The 24,003-nt window shown below is 66.9% G+C and carries 24 protein-coding genes and 1 pseudogene; 19 read left to right on the forward strand and 6 right to left on the reverse strand.

Annotated elements, in window-relative coordinates; translation table 11 throughout:
* Positions 1–19 precede the first annotated feature (19 nt).
* From AB0J39_RS15110 to AB0J39_RS15120, 3 genes are read left to right on the forward strand one after another with little or no spacing between them, the layout of a single operon-like run.
* Entirely contained in the window at positions 20–733 is a 714-nt protein-coding gene (locus AB0J39_RS15110; protein ID WP_363464475.1) for a phosphotransferase, read from the forward strand.
* On the forward strand, positions 730–1,332 hold the full coding sequence (locus AB0J39_RS15115; RefSeq protein WP_363464477.1) for a flavoprotein: 603 nt from the start codon (positions 730–732) through the stop codon (positions 1,330–1,332). Before AB0J39_RS15110 ends, AB0J39_RS15115 begins: the two co-directional genes overlap by 4 nt.
* The gene (locus AB0J39_RS15120; protein WP_363464479.1) at positions 1,332–2,537 is read left to right on the forward strand and encodes a 50S ribosomal protein L11 methyltransferase; all 1,206 of its coding nucleotides are present in this window, start codon (positions 1,332–1,334) and stop codon (positions 2,535–2,537) included. Before AB0J39_RS15115 ends, AB0J39_RS15120 begins: the two co-directional genes overlap by 1 nt.
* 75 nt (positions 2,538–2,612) lie before the next feature.
* Here the strand turns inward: AB0J39_RS15120 and AB0J39_RS15125 are convergent, their stop codons facing one another.
* Both AB0J39_RS15125 and AB0J39_RS15130 read right to left on the reverse strand, forming a co-directional pair.
* Entirely contained in the window at positions 2,613–3,983 is a 1,371-nt protein-coding gene (locus tag AB0J39_RS15125) for a protein kinase (RefSeq protein WP_363464481.1), read from the reverse strand.
* Complete coding sequence (locus AB0J39_RS15130) at positions 3,973–5,361, reverse strand: DUF4407 domain-containing protein (protein WP_363464483.1); 1,389 nt, start codon at positions 5,359–5,361, stop codon at positions 3,973–3,975. Before AB0J39_RS15130 ends, AB0J39_RS15125 begins: the two co-directional genes overlap by 11 nt.
* Positions 5,362–5,589: 228 nt before the next feature.
* Here AB0J39_RS15130 and AB0J39_RS15135 point away from each other — a divergent pair, with 228 nt between their 5' ends.
* Genes AB0J39_RS15135 through AB0J39_RS15160 form a run of 6 tightly spaced genes read left to right on the forward strand, consistent with a single transcriptional unit; the run spans position 5,590 to position 12,554 of the window.
* Positions 5,590–7,014, forward strand: a complete 1,425-nt coding sequence (locus tag AB0J39_RS15135; RefSeq protein WP_363464484.1) for a hypothetical protein — start codon at positions 5,590–5,592, stop codon at positions 7,012–7,014.
* 8 nt (positions 7,015–7,022) lie between these two features.
* Positions 7,023–8,009 (forward strand): hypothetical protein, encoded by a 987-nt coding sequence (locus tag AB0J39_RS15140; RefSeq protein ID WP_363464486.1) that lies wholly within the window; start codon positions 7,023–7,025, stop codon positions 8,007–8,009.
* Positions 8,006–10,285, forward strand: coding sequence for a hypothetical protein (locus tag AB0J39_RS15145; protein ID WP_363464488.1), 2,280 nt, complete (start codon positions 8,006–8,008; stop codon positions 10,283–10,285). The genes AB0J39_RS15140 and AB0J39_RS15145 overlap by 4 nt, the downstream gene beginning before the upstream one ends.
* A complete protein-coding gene (locus AB0J39_RS15150; protein WP_363464490.1) occupies positions 10,282–10,803 on the forward strand; it encodes an N-acetyltransferase family protein in 522 nt (173 codons plus the stop codon). The genes AB0J39_RS15145 and AB0J39_RS15150 overlap by 4 nt, the downstream gene beginning before the upstream one ends.
* A gap of 42 nt (positions 10,804–10,845) precedes the next feature.
* A complete protein-coding gene (locus AB0J39_RS15155; protein ID WP_363464492.1) occupies positions 10,846–12,051 on the forward strand; it encodes an erythromycin esterase family protein in 1,206 nt (401 codons plus the stop codon).
* 8 nt (positions 12,052–12,059) lie between these two features.
* Entirely contained in the window at positions 12,060–12,554 is a 495-nt protein-coding gene (locus AB0J39_RS15160) for an AAA family ATPase (RefSeq protein WP_363464494.1), read from the forward strand.
* Positions 12,555–12,559: 5 nt separating this feature from the next.
* Here the strand turns inward: AB0J39_RS15160 and AB0J39_RS15165 are convergent, their stop codons facing one another.
* Positions 12,560–12,928 carry a VOC family protein gene (locus AB0J39_RS15165; RefSeq protein ID WP_363464496.1) on the reverse strand — a complete coding sequence of 123 codons (369 nt, stop codon included), beginning with the start codon at positions 12,926–12,928 and terminating at the stop codon, positions 12,560–12,562.
* 579 nt (positions 12,929–13,507) lie between these two features.
* On the reverse strand, positions 13,508–14,122 hold the full coding sequence (locus AB0J39_RS15170; protein ID WP_363464497.1) for a cadmium resistance transporter: 615 nt from the start codon (positions 14,120–14,122) through the stop codon (positions 13,508–13,510).
* A 596-nt stretch (positions 14,123–14,718) separates the two neighbouring features.
* Here AB0J39_RS15170 and AB0J39_RS15175 point away from each other — a divergent pair.
* The 4 genes from AB0J39_RS15175 (at position 14,719) to cutA (ending at position 19,335) form a co-directional block, all read left to right on the forward strand.
* Positions 14,719–14,952 carry a hypothetical protein gene (locus AB0J39_RS15175; protein WP_363464499.1) on the forward strand — a complete coding sequence of 78 codons (234 nt, stop codon included), beginning with the start codon at positions 14,719–14,721 and terminating at the stop codon, positions 14,950–14,952.
* A 142-nt stretch (positions 14,953–15,094) separates the two neighbouring features.
* Positions 15,095–15,370: a PIN domain-containing protein gene (locus AB0J39_RS15180; RefSeq protein WP_363464501.1), complete on the forward strand. Its 276-nt coding sequence runs from the start codon at positions 15,095–15,097 to the stop codon at positions 15,368–15,370.
* A 1,029-nt stretch (positions 15,371–16,399) separates the two neighbouring features.
* On the forward strand, positions 16,400–18,358 hold the full coding sequence (locus AB0J39_RS15185; protein ID WP_363464502.1) for an N-6 DNA methylase: 1,959 nt from the start codon (positions 16,400–16,402) through the stop codon (positions 18,356–18,358).
* A gap of 698 nt (positions 18,359–19,056) precedes the next feature.
* On the forward strand, positions 19,057–19,335 hold the full coding sequence (gene cutA, locus AB0J39_RS15190) for a divalent-cation tolerance protein CutA (protein ID WP_363464516.1): 279 nt from the start codon (positions 19,057–19,059) through the stop codon (positions 19,333–19,335).
* On the opposite strand, the gene AB0J39_RS15195 is transcribed toward cutA, so the two are convergent.
* Positions 19,301–19,486, reverse strand: a complete 186-nt coding sequence (locus tag AB0J39_RS15195; RefSeq protein ID WP_363464504.1) for a hypothetical protein — start codon at positions 19,484–19,486, stop codon at positions 19,301–19,303. The genes cutA and AB0J39_RS15195 overlap by 35 nt on opposite strands.
* Positions 19,483–20,760, reverse strand: coding sequence for a helix-turn-helix domain-containing protein (locus tag AB0J39_RS15200; protein ID WP_363464506.1), 1,278 nt, complete (start codon positions 20,758–20,760; stop codon positions 19,483–19,485). Before AB0J39_RS15200 ends, AB0J39_RS15195 begins: the two co-directional genes overlap by 4 nt.
* A gap of 335 nt (positions 20,761–21,095) precedes the next feature.
* On the opposite strand from AB0J39_RS15200, the gene AB0J39_RS15205 reads away from it, so the two are divergent.
* The 6 genes and pseudogenes from AB0J39_RS15205 to AB0J39_RS15230 form a co-directional block, all read left to right on the forward strand.
* A complete protein-coding gene (locus tag AB0J39_RS15205; RefSeq protein ID WP_363464508.1) occupies positions 21,096–21,437 on the forward strand; it encodes a hypothetical protein in 342 nt (113 codons plus the stop codon).
* The gene (locus tag AB0J39_RS15210) at positions 21,434–21,724 is read left to right on the forward strand and encodes a hypothetical protein (protein WP_363464510.1); all 291 of its coding nucleotides are present in this window, start codon (positions 21,434–21,436) and stop codon (positions 21,722–21,724) included. Before AB0J39_RS15205 ends, AB0J39_RS15210 begins: the two co-directional genes overlap by 4 nt.
* Positions 21,725–21,839: 115 nt before the next feature.
* A complete protein-coding gene (locus tag AB0J39_RS15215; RefSeq protein WP_363464512.1) occupies positions 21,840–22,571 on the forward strand; it encodes a GntR family transcriptional regulator in 732 nt (243 codons plus the stop codon).
* A gap of 121 nt (positions 22,572–22,692) precedes the next feature.
* A complete protein-coding gene (locus AB0J39_RS15220; protein WP_142619338.1) occupies positions 22,693–23,109 on the forward strand; it encodes a plasmid replication, integration and excision activator in 417 nt (138 codons plus the stop codon).
* Positions 23,106–23,411: a hypothetical protein gene (locus AB0J39_RS15225; protein ID WP_363464514.1), complete on the forward strand. Its 306-nt coding sequence runs from the start codon at positions 23,106–23,108 to the stop codon at positions 23,409–23,411. The genes AB0J39_RS15220 and AB0J39_RS15225 overlap by 4 nt, the downstream gene beginning before the upstream one ends.
* A gap of 85 nt (positions 23,412–23,496) precedes the next feature.
* Positions 23,497–24,003, forward strand: a pseudogene (locus AB0J39_RS15230) (cell division protein FtsK); the annotation flags it as partial.

The following is a 24,003-nucleotide window of genomic DNA, read 5'->3' on the forward strand; positions in this document are numbered from 1 at the left end:
GATCGCCGCGCCCCCTCGTGTGCACGGTAACGATCTGGCGGTCTGGAGCGCCCTGCCCACCCCCGGACTGCTGTGCGACCGGCTCTTCGACCGGAGGTTCGCCGGGGAGGAGACCTGGTGGCGCGACGTGCTGGAGGGCCTGGCCTCTTTTCTGGGGGCGCTGCACCGGCTCCCGGTGGACCAGGTGGCGCAGGCCCTGCCGGACCGGGCGACGGCCACCGCCTGGATCGCGTCGGACAACGAGGCCTCGGCGGGAATACGGGAGGCCGCGAAGCGACTGCCGCTGCACCTGTCCCCGCTGATGTCGGGCGCGGCCGACGGCTCGTGCCCGCCACCGCGACGGCTGTCAGTCGTCCACGGCAGGTTCTCGACCGGCGTGATCGCCCTCACGTCGCCGGTGGTCATCCTCGGATGGCGGGAAGCCGGTGTCGGAGACCCCTCGAGCGATGTCGCCTATCTCCTGGGCGAGTTGCTGGAGGCGGCCGGGCTGGCGGACATGGACGCACCGCTTCTCCGCAGGCATCTCGAAGCATTCCTCGCCCGGTACCAGGCGTCTGCGGGCCATCCGCTGGACACCGCCGAGCGCGAGCGGCTGAACGTGCTCACGGCGCGAAGGGTGATCGACCATTACGCACAGGCGACCTGGGCCTTCGGACCGGACGACGCCCTGTGCGACGTCCTGCCGCAGGTGGAGAAGCAGTGGCTGGTCCTCTGCGAGGTGACAGCCCCGTGACGACTCCTCCGCCGCAGGGGCAGCTGAGACTCCTGCTCGGTGTCTGCGGCTCGGTGTCGTCCCTCACCGTCCCGCATCTCCTTCCCTGGCTCAGCCTCAAACTCGGCGTGACCGAGGTCCGTGTGGTGCTGACCGGAATGGCCCGGCGGTTCATCACCGAGGAGTCGCTGAGAGCGGTTGCCCCGTGTGAGACGTTCTCCAACTGGGACGACCTACCGGCCGGCCGCGACTCGCACGTGACGATGGCCGGCTGGGCCGAGGCCATCGCGGTCCTTCCCGCCACGGCGAACTTCCTCGGGAAAGTGGCCAACGGCATCGCCGACGACCTACTGACCTCGATTCTCCTTGCGGCCACCTGCCCGGTCGTCCTCGTTCCTGCCATGAACCAGGTCATGTGGGAGAAACCCGCGGTCCAGCGGAACGTCGTCCGGCTGCGTGAGGACGGTTATCGGGTGGTGGAACCGGGGGACGGCGCCGCGTTCGCCACCGGAGAAACGGAATTGGGATCCCTCGGCGACTTCCGGCGGCCATTGATCACCGCGATCGCGCAGGCGCTGGCGGCACGTCCAGGAAAACAATCTCCCCAAGGAGCTGACTGATGCTGAAGGCCGACACTCTGTTGCAGCGTGTGCCCGAACTCTACATGGAGCTGGAGAGCGCGAACCTGGTCCGCGTCCATCACGATCAGCGTGTGTGGGAGTTCGGCCAGCACGCTCTCGGGCTGCTCGACGTATTCCATGCCCCGACGTCTGTCGCAGAGTGCATGCGGCGCCTCGGACCGCGGCTCAAGGGACGCCGTGCGGTGGAGGAGACGCTGACGACGCTCAGCATGATGGTGAGTGCCGGCATCCTCACCGAGGATCCGCCCAAAGGCTACACCCCGCTGATGTTCCCGACAGGAGGGTACGGGCTGGCCCACCTGAACATCCGCATCCTGGAAGACCCGGTCAGGAAGGCTACGTTCATCCGGGCGATAAACGAGGTGGTGACTCCTGACGACGTCGTGCTCGATCTCGGCTCAGGCTCGGGGATCCTGGCCATCGCCTCCGCAAAGGCCGGCGCCAGGCACGTCTACGCGATCGAGCCGGCGAGAAGCGGCGACCTCGCCGCCGAGGTTGCCAAGGCCAACGGCGTCGCAGACCGCATGACCTTCGTCAAGGGCTGGTCCAGCACGACCGAGCTGCCCGAGCCCGCCACCGTCCTGACCACCGACATCGTGGGCAACGAAGCCCTGGACATGGTCATCTGGGAGTCGGTCCAGGACGCCAGGGAGCGTCTGCTCACACCGGACGCCCGGCTGATCCCCTCGTCGTTCGACACCTATCTGTACCTGGTGAACATGCCCGAGAGCATCGTGGGGCAACAGCGCATCCTCCCCCGGCAGATCGAGCGATGGCAGAGCCGATACGGCATCGACTTCTCCCCGATGCTGCGGGCCGACCGAGAGCGGGTCGCGGGGTTCTACGAGAGACCGGAGACCGTCCGGCAGTGGCAGCGGATGTCGGATCCTCACCCGCTCAGCAGGATCGACCTCCGGGAGGACGCCCGCGTGTTCGAGGGGGACGTGACTCTCACCGCCTCCCAGCGAGGCACCGTCTCCGGCGCCGTTCTCTACTTCGAGGCGCGGATGTCCCCCAGCGTGTCCATGTCGACCGCCCCCTGGCATGGGGACGAGCGGAGCCACTGGTTCACCGCCTGCTGGGCCCTGTCTTCCGAGATCGAGGTCGTACCGGGTGATCAGATCCGTCTCCGATACCGCTACGACGGCGACGGGCGCGCGAATCTGACGCTGGTGAACGACTGATCGAAACAGCACCCTCACCGGTGTCCGGTCACGCCCTGCCCTGGCTCACCGCCGCGACCCCGTACACCCCTGCGTTCAGTCGGCGATGGCGATCTGGGCGCGTACGGCGGGGCTGAGCCCGGCCAGAAGGCGCTCGGCGCGGCCGTCCGTGGTCGCCCGGAGCAGGGCCGCGGTGACCGGCGGCGGCACGTACTCCAGCACCTGCCGGGCCCGCCGGGTCGTCATCGCCTCGACCAGCCGGACCGCGGCGGGCGTGACGCCGAGCGCGTTGAGGATGTCCGCGGCGACCCGATCGGGGACGTCCGCCAGGATGCTCGCGCCCCGGCTCGCGGGCAGTTGCCGCAGCAGCGCGGCCGCTCCCGCCGCGGTCATGTGGCCGACCGCCCGTCCCGCCTGATCCGGCGGCAGCAGGGCCAGCACCTCGGCCGCCCGGGAGGGATCGCCCGCCATGGCGTCCAGCGCCTGTCCGGCCGCGCCGGGCGTCATCGCGGCCAGCGCAGCGGCGGTGCCGCGTGAGGAACCGTACGGGGAAGAGCCGCGCGGCGGCGACGGCGGCTGTCGCTGCTGCTGCGGTGCGGGTGGCGGTGAGTGTGGCGGCCGCCTCGGCGGCGGGGACGGCGGCGGGGCGAGGATCGCCGCCAACCGGCGGTCGAGTTCGGCCGCTCCCGTCCGGAGACCGGGCTCCTTCCTGAGCAGCCCGGCGATCACGTCGTACAGCGGCCCGGGGTGACGAGGCCGCGGGAGATCGTCGTTGCAGACGGCGTGCACGGTCGCGTAGGGGTTCTCCCGGCGGAAGGGCGAGTAGCCTTCCAGCGCGCAGAAGAACGTGATGCCGAGCGACCACAGATCGGCGGCCGGTCCCACCGTACGCCCGTCGATCCGCTCCGGCGCCATGAACTCCGAGGTGCCGAGCAGGGTGCTGCGTGAGGTGAGCCCGCTCTCGCCGGCGATGTGGGCGATGCCGAAGTCGACCAGGACCGCCTTGCCGTCGTGCCCCACGACGATGTTGGCCGGCTTGACGTCGCGGTGCAGCACGTGCGCGGCGTGCGCGGCCGTCAGCCCGGCCAGCACCTCGCGTCCCATGGTGGCGATCTCGCGCTCGGACAACCGCCGCCGCCGGATCAGGTCGTCCAGGGAGCCGCCCTCGATGTGGACCATGACGATCCACGGCGAGCCGCCCTCCTCGAAGACGTCGTAGATCCCGGCGATCGCGGGATGCCTGATTCGGGCCAGCGACCGAGCCTCCCGCAGCGCCCTCGCCCGCTGGACCTCGATGCTCTCGCCGTACGGCGTCAGCGCGACTTCCTTGAGCGCGACGAGCCGGCCGAGCATCCTGTCCTTCGCGAGCCAGACCGTGCCCATGCCGCCACGGCCGAGCTGGGACCTCAGCTCGTAACGGTCCCTGATCACGCGCCCCGGACTCGCCATGGGAGCGTCAGTCGTCATCGGGCAGCAGCTCGACTCCCCCGTGACGCTCGGCGCCGGCCCGCGGCACCCGCATGGTCCTGTCGTCCGGCATCCGTCTCAGCTCCTGGTCCTCCAGCGAGTCGTACACGTCGGTCTCGCCGACGGTCTCCGCGCGGGTGCCGGTCGGGCCCGCCGGGTACGGCGCGCCGTCCCCGGAGACGTCCACGACCGGCTGGGGACCCGTTTCGCCCGTACGGGACCAGATGCGCCAGACGTCCTGGGAGCGGGCCGAGGGCGGGACGGACGTACCGGGACCGGACATGCCGGGGGAGGCGAAAGTGCCCCGCGCGTCGCGGAACTCGTGCTTCTCGGCCAGCGCGAGGACCTTCTCGTAGTTGCCCGGCCGCTGCATCAGCTTTACCGCGATCGGCAGGCACTCGATCAGGAGGAACAGCAGGAACAGCAGCAGACGGGTGACGCTGAGGCTGGGATCCTTGCCGGTGATCTCGTTCAGCGCCTGGATGCGGATGAGCAGACCGTTGGTCGCCATGTTCTCCGCGTCGAAGGACGCCTGGAGGTCCGCCTGCCGTTTGATCCCCGCGTCGAGCTGCGCCTTCGCCTTGGGCAGGGCCTCCTGCGCGCTGGCGAGGCGGGCCTGCTTGGCCTCCTCGCTGCTCGCGCTCAACTCTCGCTTGCGGTTCTCGATCTGCCGGTTGATCAGGTCGATGCGCCGCTTGTCCTTCTCGTACGCGCGCCGGCTGTCCTGTGCGAGAGGACCGTCGCCCTTCTTCGGGCACGAGGGTCCCCCGTACAGCTGGCACTGCCACTCGTCGTAGTGCTTGTCGGCCAGTTTCTGCTGTCTGGCGCGCTCGACGGTCAACGCCTTGACGGCCGGGTCCTGTTCGGTGTCGATGGGCACGTCGCCGCCGGAGGAGATGACCTTCTCCAGATCCGCCACCTCCTTGCGGAGCTGGCCGACGTCCTTGCCGACGTTGCCCTGCTGCTGCTGCGCGACGAACGTGTCCGCACGCCGCTGCTTGATTTGCACGATTTGAGCATCAATCTCGGACCGGAAAATCTGCAGCACCAATGGCGTGGAGATGACGAAACCGAGCAGGAGTGCCATGAGAACGCGCGGAACGGCCAGCGGCCAGCGGCGCGGGGCGTCCGCCCTCATCGTGGTGACCAGCCAGCGGTCGAGGCTCAGGATCATCAAGCCCCAGACGAGCGCCGCGATGACCGCCAGGACGACGTTGACGCCCAGGGCGCTGTTCAGGGCGAACGTCATCGAGACCACCGCGAGGACGGCCGTGGTGAGCACGGCGCCGCCGATGCCCTCGAACTTCCCGTACTCCGTCGGGCACCGTTGGAGCACCTCCGGCCGCGCTCCGGACAGCGCAATCAGAAACCGTCTCATGTTTCTCCTCGCCTACGCGGCCCCCACCTGGAGCGCCATATCGCAACCTGGCATAACGCACGCGACGCGGGCTATCGTAGATCCCTGTCGTGTGATTGCGGGAAATTGACAATGATTCGACGCAACGACACAACAAGAAGCCTAGCGTTATGACAAGTCGTCTCTTCGTAGTTGCCGACTAGACATAAAAGGACGTGGGCGACAAATAGGACGATAACCGGAGGATTCGTGCCAGAGCCCGACAAGGCTCTGCTTCGCAAGGCCGTCGCCCGGGCCGTTGCGGGGCTCACCGCCACCGGCCGCCTCACGATCGTCGAGGTCGCAGCCGACGCAATGACCGTCTTCCAGATCCATCGGGACGACAACGGCAGACCTCGCTGCCACTACTGGTCCCTGTCATGGAGCGAACTGGCCTCCGAGCACGGGTGGGCAGAGGAGTCTCCCCGGCAGGCCGTGCTACGGGCCGCCGACCTGCCGTCCGCCGACGAGGTCGTCCTCGCCTGCTCGTTCCCGGACGGCGCGGAGGCGAGCCGGGTGCTCGGCTGGCTGAGCGAGGCGCGGCCCGCCGCCGTCCACCCCGTCGACGGGCCGGTCACCGCGGTCGTCGAGGACGTCCTGGCCTCCGACCCGCTGACGCGGTCGTACGACCTGGTCGTGATGCGTGCCGACCACCCGGACGGGCGACTGCGGCTGGGGAGCAAGCAGCTGTTCCCGATCGGCGCCGTCCCCGGCACCCGGGCCGAGGTGACCGTCCGCTGCGAGCCCGGCGACGAGTACGGCACCGCGTTCGCCGTGGTCACCTGGCAGGGCCGCGAGCCCAGGCTGCTGTCGGTGCACAGCGCCAGGCTCACCCCCGGGCGTTACCCGCTGACGGCCGAGCTGGTGCGGCCGGGAAAGGTGCGGTTCACCGGCGTGGGCGAGCTGACGCGCGACCCGCGCGACTGGGGCGACCTCGTCGCCGCGGCGCCGTCGCAGCTGCCGCCCCGGGCCGGACCCACGCATCTGATCTGCGCGGTGGAGGTGTGCGGGCCGGACGCGAAGGTGGAGGAGCGGCTGAGCCGGGTGCGCCAGGTGGTCAGTTTCCTGTCCACCGAGCTGGCCGGCCTCCTGCGGGTCTCCCTCGTGACGTACGGCGCGCACTCCTACGACGACCGGTCGGCAGGAGAGCATCCGGTGGAGGTCGCCGCCTGGCAGGTCGCGCCCGAGCACGCTCTGGCCGCTCTGGAGCCGCTGGAGGATCGCGGCGCGATCACCGAGGGCTATCCCTATTACCCGCACGCCGCGCAGCTGGAGGACATGCTGGACGCCGTGGCCCGGCGGCTCTCGACGTCGGAACACATGCGCACGGTCCTGCTCACGGTCGGCGACCGCCCGCCGCATCCGGTGCGCGCGAACCGGTCGTTGATCCTGCCCTGCCCGCACCCGCACGACTGGCAGTCGCTCCTGAGTCGCGTGCGGCACCGGCCGGACACCCTGCTCGCCGCGATCTGCGACCGCCGGGACGCCTCCGCGCACCCGGCCTGGCGCCGGCTCGGCGCGGACGCCGTCGCGCATCTCGACGCCCTCGACATCCGGGGGCTGGCCACCGACCTGGGGCTGAGCGCGCCCGCCGCCCTCCCCATCCCGTTCCCCCTCCTCGACGAGACGGAGTGAGACCAGGCATGCAGTCCGATCCGGCGCCGGGACCACCGGCACACGACATCGCCATGTGGGGCGCCCCGGGCAGTGGCAAGACCACGCTTCTGGCCGCCCTGAACATCGCGCTGATGCGGCGGAATGACGACTGGAAGATCATCGGCTCCGACGCCGCCTCGTCCGACTACCTCATCGAGAGAACGAACGCGCTGTCGAGCGGGAAGGTCTTCCCCGAGGCGAGCCAGAGCCTGGAGCACTACCGCTGGACGCTGGTCGGGCCGACCGGGCGGCGCAAGCGCCGGTGGTGGCACAGGCTCCGGCCCGCCCCGCCACTGAAGATCGGCATCAGCATGGTCGACGCGCCCGGGGGTCTGTTCAGCGCGGCTCCCCTCCGTACGGGGACCGGCTCCGGAAGTGCCGAGGACCCGCGACGCCGCCTGATGGACAACCTGGTGAAGAGCCGGGGCCTGGTCTTCCTCTTCGACCCCATCCGGGAATTCGAGCTCGGCGACGCCTTCAATCACCTGCACCCGCCGCTCACCCGCCTGGCCGAGAAGATGCTGGAGACCGGCGAGCTCCGGGACGGGAAGCTTCCCCATCACGTCGCCGTCTGCATCACCAAGTTCGACGACCCCCGTGTGCTCGAGACCGCGGAGAAACTCAACCTGCTCGACCCCGCGCCGGACGACGAGTACGGATTTCCCCGCGTGAGCAGCGAGGACGCCCGGGACCTGTTCCGGGCGCTGTGCGAAGTGTCCGCGAGCGGCAACGCGGACATGGTCGTCAACGCCCTGGACCAGTTCTTCGACCGCACTCGCGTCGAGTTCTTCGTCACCTCGTCGATCGGCTTCTACGTACGGCCGCAGACCAAGACGTTCGACTGGCACGACTACCAGAACCTGCTGCCCGAGGCGGGCAAGGACCTGCGCATCCGGGGACAGGTCCATCCCATCAACGTCGTCGAGCCCATGCTGTGGCTAGGGCAGCGCCTCGCCGCCGGCGGCTCCCGGTGATCGGATTCGAGTGGGCACTGGAAGGCAAGCGGCCCGGCAGCTATGACGAATACGGTCTACTGAACTGGAGCGACGGACGACTCGATCACGAGGTGTTCGAGAAGCTCAGGGACCGTTACACCGCGGGCACCGCCGTCGACCTGCCACAGGTGACGATCGGGACCGCGAAGATCAGCGAGAACGGGGAGATATCCCACTATGTGGTCCTGGCGATCCGGGAGTGGTCCGGTCACCACGACTTCGCCAACCGCAGGATCGCCTACACCCGCTGGTTCTACGTGCCGTACGAGCAGCTCGTCGATCGGCCCGTGTCGTACACGGCGCTCTACACCGCCTTCGCCGCGTTGCCGCTGGAGCCGCGGCCCCCGCTGACCGTCGACGTGCCCCCGTACGCCCCGGAGGCGGTGTCTCCCGGGCCGGACGCACTCTCGGCGGCGGCGCTGCTGCTGAACGGCCGGCCGGTGTGCGTGGTGGGCGCCGACGCCGTCCCGATGATCGACCGGCTGCGGTTCGTCGACACCGTCGCGGCGCTGCTGCCGTACGGGACGCGGACCAGGTTCACCGCAGCCACCTGGACCAGCAGCACGACCGAGCACACCATCAAGCTGTCGTTCGCGCGGTACGCCCCCGAGGGAGGGCAGACGGTGGTGTGGGGGCACCCGGCGGAGAGCCTCCGCGACCAGACGGCCTCGAAACTCTGCTACCAGTTCTACACACGATCCGACGTCCCCGTGGCGACGATGGTCGCAAGGCTCGCCCGCGACACCGAGCCGCTGTCCCTCGAGAAGGACCGGCCCAGGGTGCTCCAACTGGTCGAACTGTCCGGCAGCGCGGTGCCCGAGATCGAACCCGGGCCGGATCACTCCCCGCCGGGCGCCCCTCCCGCCCTGCCCGCCGGTCCCGCGGACACCACGGTGGCGTACCGGAACGGCGCGGGGCAGGCCTTCATCGAGGCGCTGGCCGACGCGCTCAGCTATGCCCCGGACGTCCGCGCCGCGGTCGAGGAACTGGCTCGAACGGGCACGAACCCCACGACGCGGCAGCACATCCAGCGGGTCCTGCTCCAGCGCAACTGCTTCCGCGGCGTCATCGACTCCCGTAGTGACGCGAGCCGCCTCTACGCACGGCTCGTGGACGCGGCCTTTCCACCCGAGGAGATGGGGAGGCAGTCCAGCCAGGACATGGCCGACGCCCTCGTTTGTGCAGACAGCACACCTGAGATCGTCCGGCGGATGCTCACCTCTCTGCTGGGCGAGCCGCCGCCCGAGCGCCGGTGGAGCTGGCGGGGCCTGGACCGGCGAGCGCGTCTGACGGTGACCCTGGCGGGAACGGCCGTGCTCGTCGTGGTGTCCGTCGTGACCGTCTTCCTCACTCTGGGCGACGCGGGCGAATCCTCCCCGGAGCAGTTCTCCCCTCTGCCGGTGGTCGTGCAGGCGCCCGCGGAGCAGCAGTACGCCGCCGAGGCCTTCGCCGAGATGCTCCGCCGCGACGGCTACGCCCCGGCCGTCGAGACGATCGATCCCGCGACGGTCACGCCGCACGCCGACGTGCCGACCGTGACGATCGCCTACGACCTCGACGTCCTCCGGGCGGTCAGCGGCGGTCGGTACTCGGGCAGGGACGTGCGGGGAGAACTCCAGGCCTTGGGCCTCAGCGAACTGGCGGACCTGCGGGTGACCGACACCGACGTCCTGCTCGTCAACGACGACATCAAGCCCGAGAGGTTCCTCGACCATCCCGAGAAGGGCGAGGAGGTTCTCATTCGCGACACCCTCGGCGCGGAACAGCTGAATGCGCTGCGTGATTGGGGCGTCCAGTTGCGCCCCGAGTCTGCCCAGGAGATCTCGCGCCGGCTCGCGGAGCACTCCGCCGACGCCGCGATCGTTCCGGAGAGCGTGAGCGCGTACGAGGGCTACCGGCGTCCTGATCCACGGGGCCTGCCGCTTCCGCGGCGCAGGCTGGTCGTGCTCGTCAACAGCGCGGCGGGCGACCGGATCCGGCAGGACCTGCTCCAGGTCACCCGGACGGCGGATCTCGGGCACGCTCCCCCAGGCGACCTCAAGGCGGCCGCGAAGGCCCTCATCGACAGGATCGCTCCGGTGGTGGAACCGGCGACCCTCGAAGAGCCGGCGGAAGGAGGCCGCTCCTTCCCGTACGTTCTCTTCTTCGTGGTGGTCGCCATCGCCTTCGTGGGGGTAGTGCTGTGGATGTGGCGCCCCGCCCGGCTCGGCGACCACTCCCTCAGCCGGAAGCCGTCCAGGAGGGGCAGCAAGTGACCGACCGCGCCGGGTTCGCCGGCTATGACATCCGGGACATGCGGGAGGCCGACGCCGCGCAGGTCCTCGCCATCTACCAAGCGGGGCTCGACAGCGGTGACGCCAGCTTCGAGATCACCGCCCCCACCTGGCAGGCGTTCGACGCCGCGAAGCTGCCCCGCCACCGGCACGTCGCCGTGGACACCACCACCGGGCGGGTGATCGGCTGGGTCGCCGTCAGCGCCGTCTCCGGCCGCTGCGTGTACGCCGGGGTGGTCGAGCACTCCGTCTACGTCGATCCGGCCCACTCCGGCCGGGGAGTCGGGTTGGCGCTGCTGAACGCCCTGATCCGGTCCACCGAGGCCGAGGGCGTATGGACCATCCAGTCGGGCGTCTTCCCCGAGAACACCGCCAGCCTGCGCCTGCACGAGAAGGCCGGCTTCCGCGTCGTCGGCATCCGCCACCACATCGGCCGGCACCACGACCGCTGGCGCGACGTCGTCCTCCTCGAACGCCGCAGCACCGTCACGGGTCTCTGACCGTCATCCGACCGACCGTGGGGGATCTTCATGGAGAACGGAGTGGCGGAGTGGCTCGAGTCGCGAGCGATACCGTTGAACGGTCTGAAACCAGGCGCCGGGACCGCCGACCTCGCGCCGTTCCGCGCCGCGCTGGACGGGGTGCGGGTGGTGGGAGTCGGTGAGGCCACCCATGGCAGCCGGGAGTTCTTCCTGATCAGGCACCGGCTGCTGGAGTTCCTGGTCGAGGAGCTGGGCTTCACGACACTCGCGGTGGAGGCCAGCGCCTCGGCGTCCCGAGCCGTGGACGACTACGTGCGGGGCGGCTCCGGTGATCCGGTCGAGGCGCTCGCCGGGCTGGGCTTCTGGACGTTGCACACCGAGGAGATGCTGGCGGTCGTCCAGTGGCTGCGCGACCACAACCGCACCGCTGCGGAGAAGGTCCGGTTCGTGGGGATCGACCCGCAGCACCCGGCGGCCTCGCTGGAGGCCCTGCGTACCTACCTCGGCGATGACGCGCCGGACCTGCTCGACCCCCTCGCTCCCCTCGCCGGCAAGCGCCTGGGCATCGGCCCAGCACTGGACCGGCGGATCGAAGCCGACGCCCGCCGCGTGGAGGACTTCCTGACCGGCCGGGCCTCCGGCCCCGAACGGGATGAGGCGCTGGCGCACGCGCGGATCGTGCGGCAGAGCGCGGACCTCTCGAGCCGGCCGTTCCGGCATTCGGACCCCGCCGAGACCGTGAGCGTCGCCCGCGACCGCTATCTCGCCGACAACCTCGACCTGCTCCTGGCCGACCCGAACGCCAGGATCGCCCTCTTGGCGCACAACGGCCACATCATGAAGGGCAGTCACAGCGGCGGGTCGGTGCCCGCCATGGGCCGGCACCTCGCACAGCGCCACGGCGAGGCGTACTACGCACTCGGCGTGCTGTTCGGAGAAGGCCGGTTCCGGGCCCGGCGACCACGGTTCGGAAAGGTGAATCCGTCCAAGCCTCCGGTCACCTTCCGCGTCCCACTCGTCCACAAACCCACGATCGTGGAGGGCCACTTGGCCGCCGCCTCCCCGGGCGAGTATGTGGTCGACCTGCGGGGCGGGCCACGGCCCGAGGCTGTGGCGCAGTGGCTCGGCGATTCCCTCTACATGCGGAGCTACGGCGCGGTGGCGAGGCGGTTCACCTACAAGCTCAGCTACACGTCGACTGTGCTCTCCGAGCACTTCGACGGCATCGCCTTCGTGCCGGAGACCACCGCCTCCACGGCTCTGTAGACGCCGATATGAAGCCGGCCAAGATATTGATCACCGGAATGTCGGGAACCGGCAAGTCGACCGCGCTACAGATCCTGGGCTCACGAGGGCACCGGGTCGTGGACACGGACTACGGCCATTGGAGCCACTGGGTCACCCTCCCTGACGGGTCGCCGGACTGGGTGTGGCGCGAGGATGCGATCGCCGAGCTGCTCACCGGCCACGAGGAGGGCGCCCTGTTCGTGGCCGGCTGCAAGAGCAACCAGGGCACGTTCTATCCGCTGTTCGACCACGTCGTGTTGCTGAGCGCACCCGCCGAGGTGCTGCTGGCCCGGGTTGCAGAGCGGACCAACAATCCGTACGGCAAGCGGCCGGAGGAACGAGACGCGATCCTGGAGCACCTGCGCGTCGTCGAGCCGCTGCTGCGGGCTACCGCGACCATGGAGATCGACGCCAACGCTCCGATAGAGCATGTCGTCCGGCAGATCGAGGAGCTTGCCGCGGCGCGGGCTCCACGCACGTGATCGGATCAGGGCATGGGCGAGCCGACGCGATGCAGTGTTCCGTCAGGGTCGATGTAGGCGAACTCCCGGAGTCCGTACGGAGTGTCGCGAGGTGCGCCGAGGCGGCCGGCGACGTCCGCCGCGGCCCATTCGGCGTACACGGCATCGGCGTCTGAGACATATATGTAGACGGCCGCAGCGGTACGGGCAGGATCGTGCTCATTCCACTCGGTCAGATGGAGCGAAATCGACCCCCGGGCGACGAACCCGTACCTGGGGTCCTCTTCGGCTTTCCGCACCGAAAACCCCAGCTGACGGTAACGCTCGAGTGCAGCAGCCAGATCGAGGACGGGGATCACGGGCGCCACCGTCCCGAAGAGAACCTCGCTGTCCATGACCACCTCTACGGCTGTCGGCATCGGAGTCGATGCGAGGCTATGCGGTGACCCTGACAATTTCACGGATGCCAAGGTATTTTTCGGCGTCGTCCGAGGCGGTAGTCAGCCGATCATCCCGCCCGGGCGCAGTGAAGCGTTCAGCCACTCGCGTGCTCGTCCCCGGATCCCCGATATCCACCCCGACAGATCGGCGAAGTGTGACCATGCAACGAATACCGATCAACGCTTGATGGATCACCAACGACAGGGCACGCTCTGCAGCCGGCGGATACAAGGGCCGACGTTCCCACCACCCCGCAAAGCGCAGAATCGCATGATTACTCCTCTGCCCGGACCTTGCCCCCCTGAGACGAGTGAGCAATCTTCGCGTGTACCTAAGCCGGTCGCCCTTCTTCCTCGAAAATTGGACGCCAAGGGCCTCAGATGGGCTTCAGCCATGGGGACCCCAACTGCTGGGGATGGCCGGTCGACGGCAGAGCGGATGCCCGGACTCCTACCCCAGTTACCTACAGGCCGCACTCACCAGCTCCGCATCCCGGAGTCGGAGGCCCCGCCGGAGGCGTCTGCTTTCTGAGGTCAGAGTAGGTCGATCAGGTGGCTGATCACTCCGGATTCGAGCACGATCACTGTGCCGATGGCGATGAAGACGAATGGCACGAGCCAGTGTCCGTAGCGCTCGACGAACTCGATGATCTTCTTGTGGGAGCCGAGCAAGGATCCGACCAGGCACCACAGGGCGACCAGGACAGAGAAGATTGCGATGGTGATCAGGGTTGCGCTCACGCCGATGGTGCGGAACATCGGCGTGTAGACCGAGATGTTGTCCGCGCCGTTGGCGACGGTGACGCTCGCAACCGAGAGGAGACCGGAGGCGACGGCCGATGGGGGTTCGTCGTCGGAGTTCTTGGCACGTATGGCTTTGATCAGGCCCCAGACGCCCAGAGCGAGGGGAACTAAGCCGAGCAGGCCGACCCATTGGTCGGGGATGATGGTCAGGCCGAGGGCGGCGATGACGGAGACAGCGACCAGGGCCGTGATGCCGACGTATTGACCGGTGACAATCTGCCAGGGACGGGGTTTCCCGTTAGCGCGGGCCGACAGGAACAGCACGGTCAGGATGATGATGTCGTCGATGTTGGTGCCTGCGAAGACGGCTCCCGCGGTACTGGCCGTTCCAAGGACGCCGTCCATGAGCGATCAGCATAGGCGGCGTAAGGGCCTGCGAGGCGACTGCGGTGTGGCGCGGAATCTCGGCCCCCGACGTAGCCGAGCGCGCCGGGCACAGCGTCGACGTCCTCCTGCGGGTCTACGCGAAGTGCCTCGACGGCCAACAGGAGATCGCCAACCGACCAGATGATGACGCCCTGGCGGCGTAAGGCAAGATCGGCACAGGCAGGGCCCCGAAAGCCGGCCGGGGCACCTCGCCGTTTCTTGGGCTCATCTCGTCGCTCTCACAAGACCGAAAAGCGCGGTGCGGCCCGCGGCACCGCGTGCGCGCATTCGGTGCACCGGCCACAGATAGGACTCAGAGTGGCCTACGGCTGCACAGGTCCGGAAAGCACAGAGAGGCCCCGGAGGGCCTCTGAGCTGCTGTTCTGCTGGTGGCAGGTCCAGGGTTTCGAACCGGGGTAGGCTGAGCCGGCGGTTTTACAGCTCGTGACCATTCCAGGTTCCCCGACGCTCTTGACCTGCACCGGAGCGGGCTTACTCAGCCTTGGTCCGCAAGATCATTGCACGCATATTGCACGGCTCGGAAACGATCAGTTTCAGCACGTAGACTCGGTGCCATGACGGCTGCTGCCCCTGAAGAGTACGAGGACATGCATCGGCTGGTCGACCAGCTCACCGGAGAACAGCTCCGCGAGATCCGCGCGCACACGCTGCGGCTGGTTCACTCCTCCGAGCACGCCGAGAGCGACTCCTGGCCGCCCGCCTTCTTCGGCTCCGTCCGTGCCGGCCGCTCGGATGTGGCCGCCCGTACCGAAGAGATCCTTGCCGAGGGCTTCGGACAGGGCGAGTGATCGTCGTCGATACCGGCCCGCTCGTGGCCGCCACGATCTCCGACGATGCCGATCATGAGCGCTGGTAGGCGAGTTCAAGCGCCTCCACGATGCGCGCCGAGAACTCCTCATCCCCAGCTTCGTCGCGGCCGAAGTCTGCTACATGATCTCCAGGTTCGGCGGCGCCGCACCGGAGGCCGCGTTCCTCCACGCTCTCGAGTCGGACGTGTTCACGCTCGTCGAGCTGACCAAGCCTGACCTCTCCAGAGTCGCCGCGCTGGTCGAACGCTACGCGGACTTCCCCCTCGGCGCCGTAGACGCCTCGGTCGTCGCGGTGGCCGAGCGCCTGAAGGTCAACGAGGTGTTCACGCTCGACGTACGCCACTTCGCCGCGGTCCGCCCCGTGCACGTGCACGCCTTCACCCTGCTTCCCGGGTAGGGCTTCCGTCCCTGCGATCCGCGATCAAGCCCCCGGGGCTCGCACGCTCCTCCCCCGTCCGCGCATCCCGTATGCCGTCGACCCGCTGCGGAGCAGCAGCAGGCCGGCGACGGAGGCGCAAGCCCGTCTTCGCGTGTACGTCAGCCGGTCGCCGTTCCTCGGCAATTGGACGCCAAGGGTCACAGACGGGCTTGAGCCGTAGGAGCTGGTCTGCTGGGCTTGCCCGGGTCGATGGCAGGAGGGATGCGCGGGCTCTACATCAGCCACCTGCGGCCCGCGTTCTCCGGCCGGTCGGCATCCCGGAGCCGGAGCGCCCCCGCCGGAGGCACAATATGCGCGTGACGGTGATCGCTCTGCCGTGCGTGGGGTCTCTGAGGTGGGTCGCGTGGCAGGCAGGAAGTGGGATCGTGAGGCTCGCCGGGTTCTGCTCGGCTGGACATGCTTCTTAGCGTGTTGGTGCCTGTGGGATGTGCTCTCGGACCTTGTCGTTGACGGCCCCCAGAAGATCACGGCGGTGCATGTCGTTGCCGCAGCTTTCTGGCTCGTGGGTGCGCTGCTCCTGCGCTGGCTGGTCCGGGCGGTGAACGGGAGATCCGAAAGCGGGGAAGACACCGACGGCTGAGAGGTCAGCGGTCGATGGTCGGGGCGTTGTAGGCGGGCCCCCGCGATTGCCTGTGGCGTTGGTTCCGGCCTGGTGGTGTGTGGCGGACGGCCCGAGCTGCCGGCGGCCGGGACCGGCCCCCAGGCCGCATGCCCGGCCGCCGAGCGGGCGCAGGGCCGCGAGGCGGCGCGGAGCGCCGCCCTTGATCCCTACAAGAGCAACTCGGCAGCTACGCATGTCGTGGGAGTAGCTGCGAGTGTGGTGAGACTAGGCACGGAAGCCCGCCCGACTTTCCATCGCCCCACAGATCGTCTAACACGGCCTGCCCGCCCCAGAGCAGAGAGGCTATGCGTAAGAGAAAATCTTGGCTATTATCTCGGCCTCTGAGCCCCCGTCAACATCGCGGTCCACGGTAGCTAGCACATCTCATGCCCACGAAGATAGCCATAAGGAGTTGCAGCGCTTTGGGTAACGAGCGAATCACCGAAGGATTCATTCGAGAACTTCTTCGGGCGAACGAATATTACGACCCCGAGACCAGCGTTAGAGTCGAAGAGCAAAAGAGCACTATTGATTCAGTCAAGCGCCTTCTGCGAAACGCCAGCAAGGCTGGAACCGGAATGGGATATCCCGAATATATCATTACCTCTACAGCAGCGCCAGATTTTCTTGTGCTAATAGAGTGTAAAGCTTCAGCTAATGACCATTCCAGCACAGATCCCCTGGCTGCGTTCTCCGCAGAGATAGACTTGCCCTCCGAGGAAAGAAAGAAGCGGGCAAACCGCTATGCGGTAGATGGAGCCTTGCACTATGCCGCCCACCTATCGAGAGAATTCAATGTGGTGGCCATCGGAGCGAGCGGGCAAGAGGAAGACCAGCTCCTCATCACAACCTACCTATTCACAAAGGGCACTCCCGCCCCCAAGAAGCTTGTCACCAGACAGGGCAGGGAGATTGAGTCAATCCTTGCCTGGGATGACTACATTGAGCATGCCACATTTGACCCTTCTATTCAGCGTCTGCGCGAAACGGAATTGATGGCCTTCTCGCGTGAACTTCATGAGTTCATGCGTGACCACGCAAAGTTAACCGAAAGCGAAAAGCCGTTGCTGGTTGGCGGCACGCTCATCGCACTGAGAGATACGGCCTTCGCTACCAGCTACAGTGTTATAACTCCGGCCGAGAATCTTCAGCGCGCATGGTATCGCGCAATTCAAGATCAGGTTAATGAGGCGCACCTACCGCAGGCGAAGAAGGAAAGTATGGTGCAGCCTTATTCGAGTATTGCCGTCCATCCCGAACTGGGCAAGCCGACGAAGGATTACCCCCGTGGAGTTCTGCACGAACTCATCCAACTGCTACACCAAAAAGTTTGGCCGTTTATCAGCATATACCATGACTTCGACATTGTAGGAAAATTCTATGGGGAGTTCCTGAAATACACTGGTGGCGACAAGAAGGCTCTCGGCATCGTGCTGACGCCACGTCATATCACCGAGATATCCTCAGTGCTGGCTGAAGTAGACGAGGCTAGCGTGGTTCTAGATATCTGCGCTGGTACCGGGGGATTTCTCATCTCTGCTATGCATCGGATGATCTCGCAATCACAGAGCAGAGCAGAGGTGGATCGGATCAAGAGTCGGGGTTTGGTTGGAGTGGAGCAGCAACCAAACATGTTCGCTCTCGCCGCCTCCAACATGATTCTTCGCGGAGATGGTAAGGCCAACCTATACCAGGGATCTTGCTTCGACCCCGCCATAACAGCTGCCATCAAGAAGCACCGAGCCACAGCAGGCCTTCTTAATCCCCCTTTCTCTCAAAGTGATACGGATCTACATGAACTTCGTTTCACAAAACATCTACTCGACTGTCTCGGCCCGAACGGTAAGGCGGTAGTGGTTCTTCCCATGGGTTGCGCCATTGGCAACTCGACACACAAGAGCGCCATCCTTCGAGACCACTCGCTTGACGCAGTAATGTCACTTCCAGACGAGCTCTTTTATCCGGTCGGCACTATCACCTGCCTAATGGTATTTACGGCACACAAGCCGCACCGAACCAAGAACAGTGGCACATGGTTTGGATATTGGAAGGACGACGGGTTCGTAAAGACGAAGCATCTCGGGCGCATCGATCAGAACGGTCTCTGGCCACAGATCCGTGAGCGTTGGCTCTCCGAATACTTTGATAGGACCGTAGCCGCCGGGCGGTCTGTGGTAAAAAAGGTGACTGCGGACGACGAGTGGTGCGCCGAAGCATACATGGACACCGACTACTCGTTGCTTAAGCCTGACATCTACCGCGATCACGTAGAGCACTTCCTTTCCCATCAGTTGCTCTCTGGGAGGATCGAGAAAATGGCCGGGAATCGGGATAAGGATAGCTAATGCCTACACTAAGCGAGATCTTCGAACCCGTATACGGCGTCAATCTGGAGCTCAATCGACTCACAGAAGACCCCAATGGAATCAACTTCGTGTCCCGCTCTAGCAAGAACAACGGGGTCACTGCTCGCGTTCGCAGAGTCGTTGGGATCGAACCGATTCCCGCGGGAGTGCTTACCGTCGCTGTTGGGGGATCGGTCCTGGAGACCTTTGTGCAGTTAGAGCCGTTTTATAGTGGTCGGGATCTCTACTACCTTCGCCCAAGAGTAAGTCTCAGCCTGCCAGAAAAGCTGTACTATTGCGCGTGCATTCGAGCGAATAAGTACCGCTACAACTATGGCCGGCAAGCGAATAGGACGCTAAAAGATTTGCCCATACCAGGCGTTCATGAGATCCCCGACTGGGTTCACGAGGAATTTCGATCTTCGGTGACAGCCTGGCAAGCTAAGCTTATTAAGCTCGAAGATCTCTTCGAGTCGCATTGACGTGAAGGCTCTCTCGGTACCTGCGCCCCCTTTCCTAGCCTGATGCGCTGTATCTAGTGAAAGGGCTGAAGTTCGGGCATTCTGTCGGATGCTACCTGCGAGGGCTAGTCGATGCAGTGTCTCGTGCAGCGCGTGCGGCCACATCATGTAGGGAGGTTTGGGGTGGCGAGACCCATCGAGGTTCGGGTGACAGTAAGCGAGCGTGCGGAAGCAGACATGATCTGTTCGACGGTCGTGAATCGCCGACTGGCGGCATGCGCGCAGGTGGTCGCGCCGGTCTCCTCTACCTACTGGTGGAGTGGTGACGTTCAGCAGGCGGAGGAGTGGTTGTTGCTCATGAAGACAACCGCTGACCGCTTCGAGGACCTCGCGGCGTGCGTCCGTGAGCTGCACTCGTACGAGGTGCCTGAGATCGTGGCGGTGCCGATCGTCCAGGGGACGCCGGACTACTTGGAGTGGATCAGGCGGGAGACGTCCCCAGAGCGCGGCGAGTAGCGCGGATGTCGCCGAGTAGTTCGCGGGCGGCATGGTCTGGCCGGGCGGCGAGAGCCTTCTCCACCTTGGCGAGGTGCTGCATGCCCCAGGTGGATTCGGTGCGCTGGGCTGCTTCGAGGGCGCGGCGGGCGTAGGCGACTCCCTCGCTCACATCGCCGATCTGGAGCTGTGCCTGTGCGATGTCGGTGTAGACGACCGACACGCGCTTTTGGTCCTCGTCCTGGCCGAGAGCGGCAAGGGCGGCTTGGCCCGCCTCTGTGACGTGCTGTTCGTCGCCGAGCCGTACGTAGGTCGAGAGTTGGAAGGCTGCCATGCGTCCGGCGTCGAGAAAGCGGTCCATGCGCGCTCTCGGTGGGGCCGGGCTCGGGTGTGGGCTTCCTCGGCTCGCTGCAACAGTTCGACCGCCTGGCCGTCGCCGAGCGCGGCCAACTCTTCGGCTTCTCGGGCGAGCAACCATGCGCGGGTCGCGTCGTCTCCTTCGGCCGGGAGGAACTGCTGGGCGCGTCGGATGTGCTCGACGGCCTCGGGGCCGGTGGTGGCGTACGACCGGTAGGCGTAGGTGCATGCCTGGATGACGCGGTGTCCGCTCTCCTCGGCGGCCAGGGCGGCGACGCGCTCGAATGAGGCCGATTGCGCGGGCTGCTTGAGGTCCCAGGCGATCCAGGACGCCAGCGTTGCGGCTTCGCCGGCTGTTGCCGCCAGGCGGCGCCGGTAGCGCTCGGGCGGGCCGCTTTGAAGCAGGGTGCTCAGCTCGTTGATGTGCGTCGTGAGCCCTTGGTAGATGGCTCGGGCGGGCATGACGTATTCGAGCCGGTGGAAGCCGATGGTGCGCGCTTCTAGCCGTTCGATCGTGTCGTCGTCGAGCATCTGCGGTCCCTTCAGCGCACGGGAAAGGCGTTCCCAGGGGTCCGCGATGGAGGCCGCGGTTTCGGCGGTCATTCCGGCCGCGAGGAGCAGCATCGTTCGTCGGTCCATCCGGGCATCCAGCCTTCCCACTACCCAGGCCAGCGTCAGAAGGTCGACATCCCACAGGTCGTCAGTTGGACGCGGGCCGATCACCACGCCTTCGACGCTAAGGAGTTGACTCGCTGGCATCCCATCCCGAGAAGGGATAGCGCGACGGGATGAGGCGGCCTCGATGATGTGGGTACTGCCGGATGAGCGGGGGGCGAGTCCGAGAGCGAGCCGGGCCGGGTCGGGCATGCGCAGTCCATCGGCGATCCGCTCGAACACGTCAAGCGCTGTGACCTGCGCGCTTCCGCGCATGATCTCGCTGACCTTGCCCTGGCTGAGATTCACGGCAATGCCAATGCGAGTCTGACTCACGCCCGCATATTGCCTGATAAGCCGGAAAACCTGCCCGATGTTCCGTTTCTTCAGGGCGTCGAGCATTTCAGGGCGCTGCCAGAGGTCAGGCGGGATCATGACCGGTTCCGCCGCTTCTGCGGGCATAAGGCGCTTCCCCTTGCGTCTGCTTGACTGCCTGTATTTCCAAGCTTCCGGGTTGGGGTTAACCCGTCAAGGGATATCGGCATGCCCGGCCGGAATATCGGCGCGGGATGGGTTGAGCGACCAGCAATTACGACCCTTGCCCCATGGTTACGGAGACGGAGAGGTGCGGGGCCTGCCGGGGGGAAGGGCTGGCGGCTCGTTCGGCGGGCGTCGGCGGATGCCGAGTACCGGCTTAACGGCGTGATCGTGGAGCTGTCCACGGTCGAGTGTTTCGAGTGCTCGGGCTCGGGCCGTAGGGCGGTGGCGTCATGAGCGCCGATCGGCTCGTGGCGGGCCGTCGCCCCTTGGCCGTTACGGCTGCCCAGTGCGCCGAGCGGCTGCGTGTGGAGCTGGAGCAGTACGGCGTGGCCGCCGACGTCCACGAGGGGTACGGGCTGGCGCTGGTGTCGGTCTGGGTCGAACTGGTCGTGTGGACCGATGGCCGCTGGTTCCGCTGGCGCTCGGGCCGTACCTCGACCAGCGGGCGGCCCGTCTACGCCTTCGGCCCGTCCTCCGACGTCGTCACCGCTGCTCGGCGGGTGGCTCACCGGTACGGGCAACTGCGCCAGCAGTACCCCCGTCCGCCGTACCTGGCGGGGGATGCCTCGTGAACGATCTCGACGAGCCGGACCGCCTGCATAGCGCACACGTCCCCATCCGTCGGGGTTACTTCCGGAAACTGGAGTGGTGGAAGCCCACACCTGCGCGGCGGGTCCTGGTGCTGGCCTGGACCTGCGACTGTCAGGCCAGGTTCTACGAACTGTGTCAGTCCGGCGGGCTGGCCTACATCCGCCGTACCGTCCAGGACGAAGAACCGGAGATCGCCGAAACTCACCGGTGGCCGGTCCGGCAGGGCTGGGCGACCTGGTTCGACCTGCTGACGGGTGAGGTCCGTTAAGGTCGGCGCTTCGCTGCCCTTGGGTTACGGGCTCCTGTCGGCAATGGGCCTTCGCGCGACACACCTGCACTGCTAGCCTGCTTGCCTAGACAGGCATGTTGAATGCGGGGCTCTGATGTCATTTGAATACACTCCTCCCAAGTACGCCCAACTGATCGCCGAGCTTGAACGGCGCATCGAATCAGGCGAATATCCGCCCGGCTCACCGCTGCCGAGCGAACACCAACTCATGGCCGAATTCGGCATGGCGCGGCCCACGGTGGTCAAGGCGCTGGGCGTACTCCGAGATCAGGGATGGATCGTCACCCATCAGGGCAAGGGCCGATTCGTACGCGGCCGTCCCGCCATCGCCTCCGGACGGCAGGTCCGCACGGGCCGGGAACTGCTCGACCGCAAAGAGACCCAGGTCGGAAGCTCGCTGCTGTCGGCCGGGCCGGTGCCGGCCCCCAACCGCATCGCGGCCTACCTCAACATCACACCCAAGTCGCCGGTCGTCCTCCGCAAGACCCTCGTCACCCGCGACGACGAAGCATCTGAGATCTCCTCCACCTGGGTGCCGGCTGACGTGGCCGAAGGTAGCCCGCTGACAGAGCCCGACGATCTCAAGCAGGGCGTACGGCGCTACGTCGAAGCCGCGGCCGGGGTCGAGCTGGACCACATCGTCGAGCACGTGACCGCACGCAACCCCACTCAGGAGGAGCGCGACCTCCTCGGCGTCAAGACCTCGGCCGCGCTGCTGGCCGTCTATGCCGTCGCCTGCGACGCGACGGGCAAGCCCTGGGCCGTCGTGGAGACAGTGCTTCCCGGTGATCGTCACGAGCTTGAGGACGCCTACCCGATTAGGTAATCCAACTTTCCCGACTGAACCCACTTGGACTGCTTGACTAGCCAAGTGGGTTCAGTGCTTAATGGAGAAGCAACTTGGTCAGTCAAGATGGTTGGCCGTGCAAGAAGGGAGGGCGGTAATCATGGCTCTACAGGGACCCATTCCGATCAGCTTCGGCCAGATCTTCCCGTACGGCTGCTACGCCGTGGGCGAGGTCGAGCCGGTCAAGGACTTCGAGGCGTCGAGCAACGGCCGGTTCGTCCAGGCACGGGACAAGCAGACGGGAGAACTCGTCTGGCAGATCCCCGTGATGGACGCCGACCCGTCGCTGAAGGCGGCGCAGAAGACCGTGGCCGTCAAGATCCTCGCTCCGGTTCAGCCGGTGCCCCCGGCTCCGGTAGCGGGCCTGCCGTTCACGCCGGTCGAGTTCGACGGACTGACCGTGACCCCGTACGTCAACGGGTCCGGACGGCTCGCCTACTCGATTCGGGCTCGGGAAATGCGCGCTCCTCGCGCTCACGCCAAGGCGGCCAGCAACGGCAAGGAGGCGGCGGCGTGAACTGGCGGCCGTATACGCACCTGTCGATGTCGATCGACCCCGGCGAGCGTCCCCGGATCAGCATCTCGTTCTACGCCTCGATCACTCGGGCGCGTGCGCGGGTGCTGGAGTCCGGACGGCCGTACCTGGTCCTGGAGTCCGACGAGGCGGACGTGACTGTCTCGACCACCGGGGCGGCCGGGCCGGTCACCGCCGCAGACCTGGACATCGCCCGGGAGATCTTCAAAGCCGCCGCGCGGTACCTGGCCGACTGCGAGCGAATGCACGCCGAACACGCTCAGGCCACCGGCTCGGCGGCCTGACACGCGAGCGGGGCCGCTGGAACTGGCATTCCAGCGGCCCCCCGACCTCTCACACACGCCAATGCCTGAGAGGACACCAAGCCTAATGTTCAAGAAACTTCCCGGCGACGAGGCACGCAACCTCGTCTCCACCACCCCGGACACGGCCGTGGTCTTCCGCCCGGCCGTCATGCAAACCCCCGCCATCGTCACCATCGTGATCTGGCTGTCGCGCCTCGTCGCGGGCCTGGTCCGCCTCGTGGTGCGGCATCCCGTCGCGGTGGCCGTGCCGGTCGCCTTCGGGGTCATCTGGACCCTGTACGGCTGGCGCCTGGCCCTGGTCATGGCCGCTTTCCTGCCCTCGGCCGGGCTGTCGTGGCTGCTGCTGGACCGGGCCTCGTTCCTGCGGTTGGTCGGCTGGCCCCTGCTGGCCTGGTGGCGGCTCGTCGCCGTCTACCGGCGGCACTGGCAACCCGTCATGGTCGTCTCCGGCCTCGGGCGGCGCATCCGGGGACGCGACTACCTGCCCCGCCTCGTGCGGGTGGAGTGCGACGGCTGGGCCGACCGCGTCACCGTGCGCATGCTGTCCGGGCAGGCCGTCACCGACTGGGCC

Source organism: Microbispora sp. NPDC049633 (genome assembly GCF_040675265.1).
Classification (GTDB): Bacteria; Actinomycetota; Actinomycetes; order Streptosporangiales; family Streptosporangiaceae; genus Microbispora; species Microbispora maris.

What these genes read in the sequence shown, in the direction of transcription:
- AB0J39_RS15185 (WP_363464502.1), top strand. Translation starts at nt 16,400, where the DNA reads ATGCCCACGAAGATAGCCATAAGGAGTTGCAGCGCTTTGGGTAACGAG.
- AB0J39_RS15160 (WP_363464494.1), top strand. Translation starts at nt 12,060, where the DNA reads ATGAAGCCGGCCAAGATATTGATCACCGGAATGTCGGGAACCGGCAAG.
- AB0J39_RS15170 (WP_363464497.1), bottom strand. Translation starts at nt 14,122, where the DNA reads ATGGACGGCGTCCTTGGAACGGCCAGTACCGCGGGAGCCGTCTTCGCA.
- AB0J39_RS15125 (WP_363464481.1), bottom strand. Translation starts at nt 3,983, where the DNA reads ATGACGACTGACGCTCCCATGGCGAGTCCGGGGCGCGTGATCAGGGAC.
- AB0J39_RS15140 (WP_363464486.1), top strand. Translation starts at nt 7,023, where the DNA reads ATGCAGTCCGATCCGGCGCCGGGACCACCGGCACACGACATCGCCATG.
- cutA (WP_363464516.1), top strand. Translation starts at nt 19,057, where the DNA reads ATGATCTGTTCGACGGTCGTGAATCGCCGACTGGCGGCATGCGCGCAG.
- AB0J39_RS15130 (WP_363464483.1), bottom strand. Translation starts at nt 5,361, where the DNA reads ATGAGACGGTTTCTGATTGCGCTGTCCGGAGCGCGGCCGGAGGTGCTC.
- AB0J39_RS15120 (WP_363464479.1), top strand. Translation starts at nt 1,332, where the DNA reads ATGCTGAAGGCCGACACTCTGTTGCAGCGTGTGCCCGAACTCTACATG.
- AB0J39_RS15180 (WP_363464501.1), top strand. Translation starts at nt 15,095, where the DNA reads ATGATCTCCAGGTTCGGCGGCGCCGCACCGGAGGCCGCGTTCCTCCAC.
- AB0J39_RS15220 (WP_142619338.1), top strand. Translation starts at nt 22,693, where the DNA reads ATGGCTCTACAGGGACCCATTCCGATCAGCTTCGGCCAGATCTTCCCG.
- AB0J39_RS15175 (WP_363464499.1), top strand. Translation starts at nt 14,719, where the DNA reads ATGACGGCTGCTGCCCCTGAAGAGTACGAGGACATGCATCGGCTGGTC.
- AB0J39_RS15165 (WP_363464496.1), bottom strand. Translation starts at nt 12,928, where the DNA reads ATGGACAGCGAGGTTCTCTTCGGGACGGTGGCGCCCGTGATCCCCGTC.
- AB0J39_RS15205 (WP_363464508.1), top strand. Translation starts at nt 21,096, where the DNA reads ATGAGCGCCGATCGGCTCGTGGCGGGCCGTCGCCCCTTGGCCGTTACG.
- AB0J39_RS15215 (WP_363464512.1), top strand. Translation starts at nt 21,840, where the DNA reads ATGTCATTTGAATACACTCCTCCCAAGTACGCCCAACTGATCGCCGAG.
- AB0J39_RS15200 (WP_363464506.1), bottom strand. Translation starts at nt 20,760, where the DNA reads ATGATCCCGCCTGACCTCTGGCAGCGCCCTGAAATGCTCGACGCCCTG.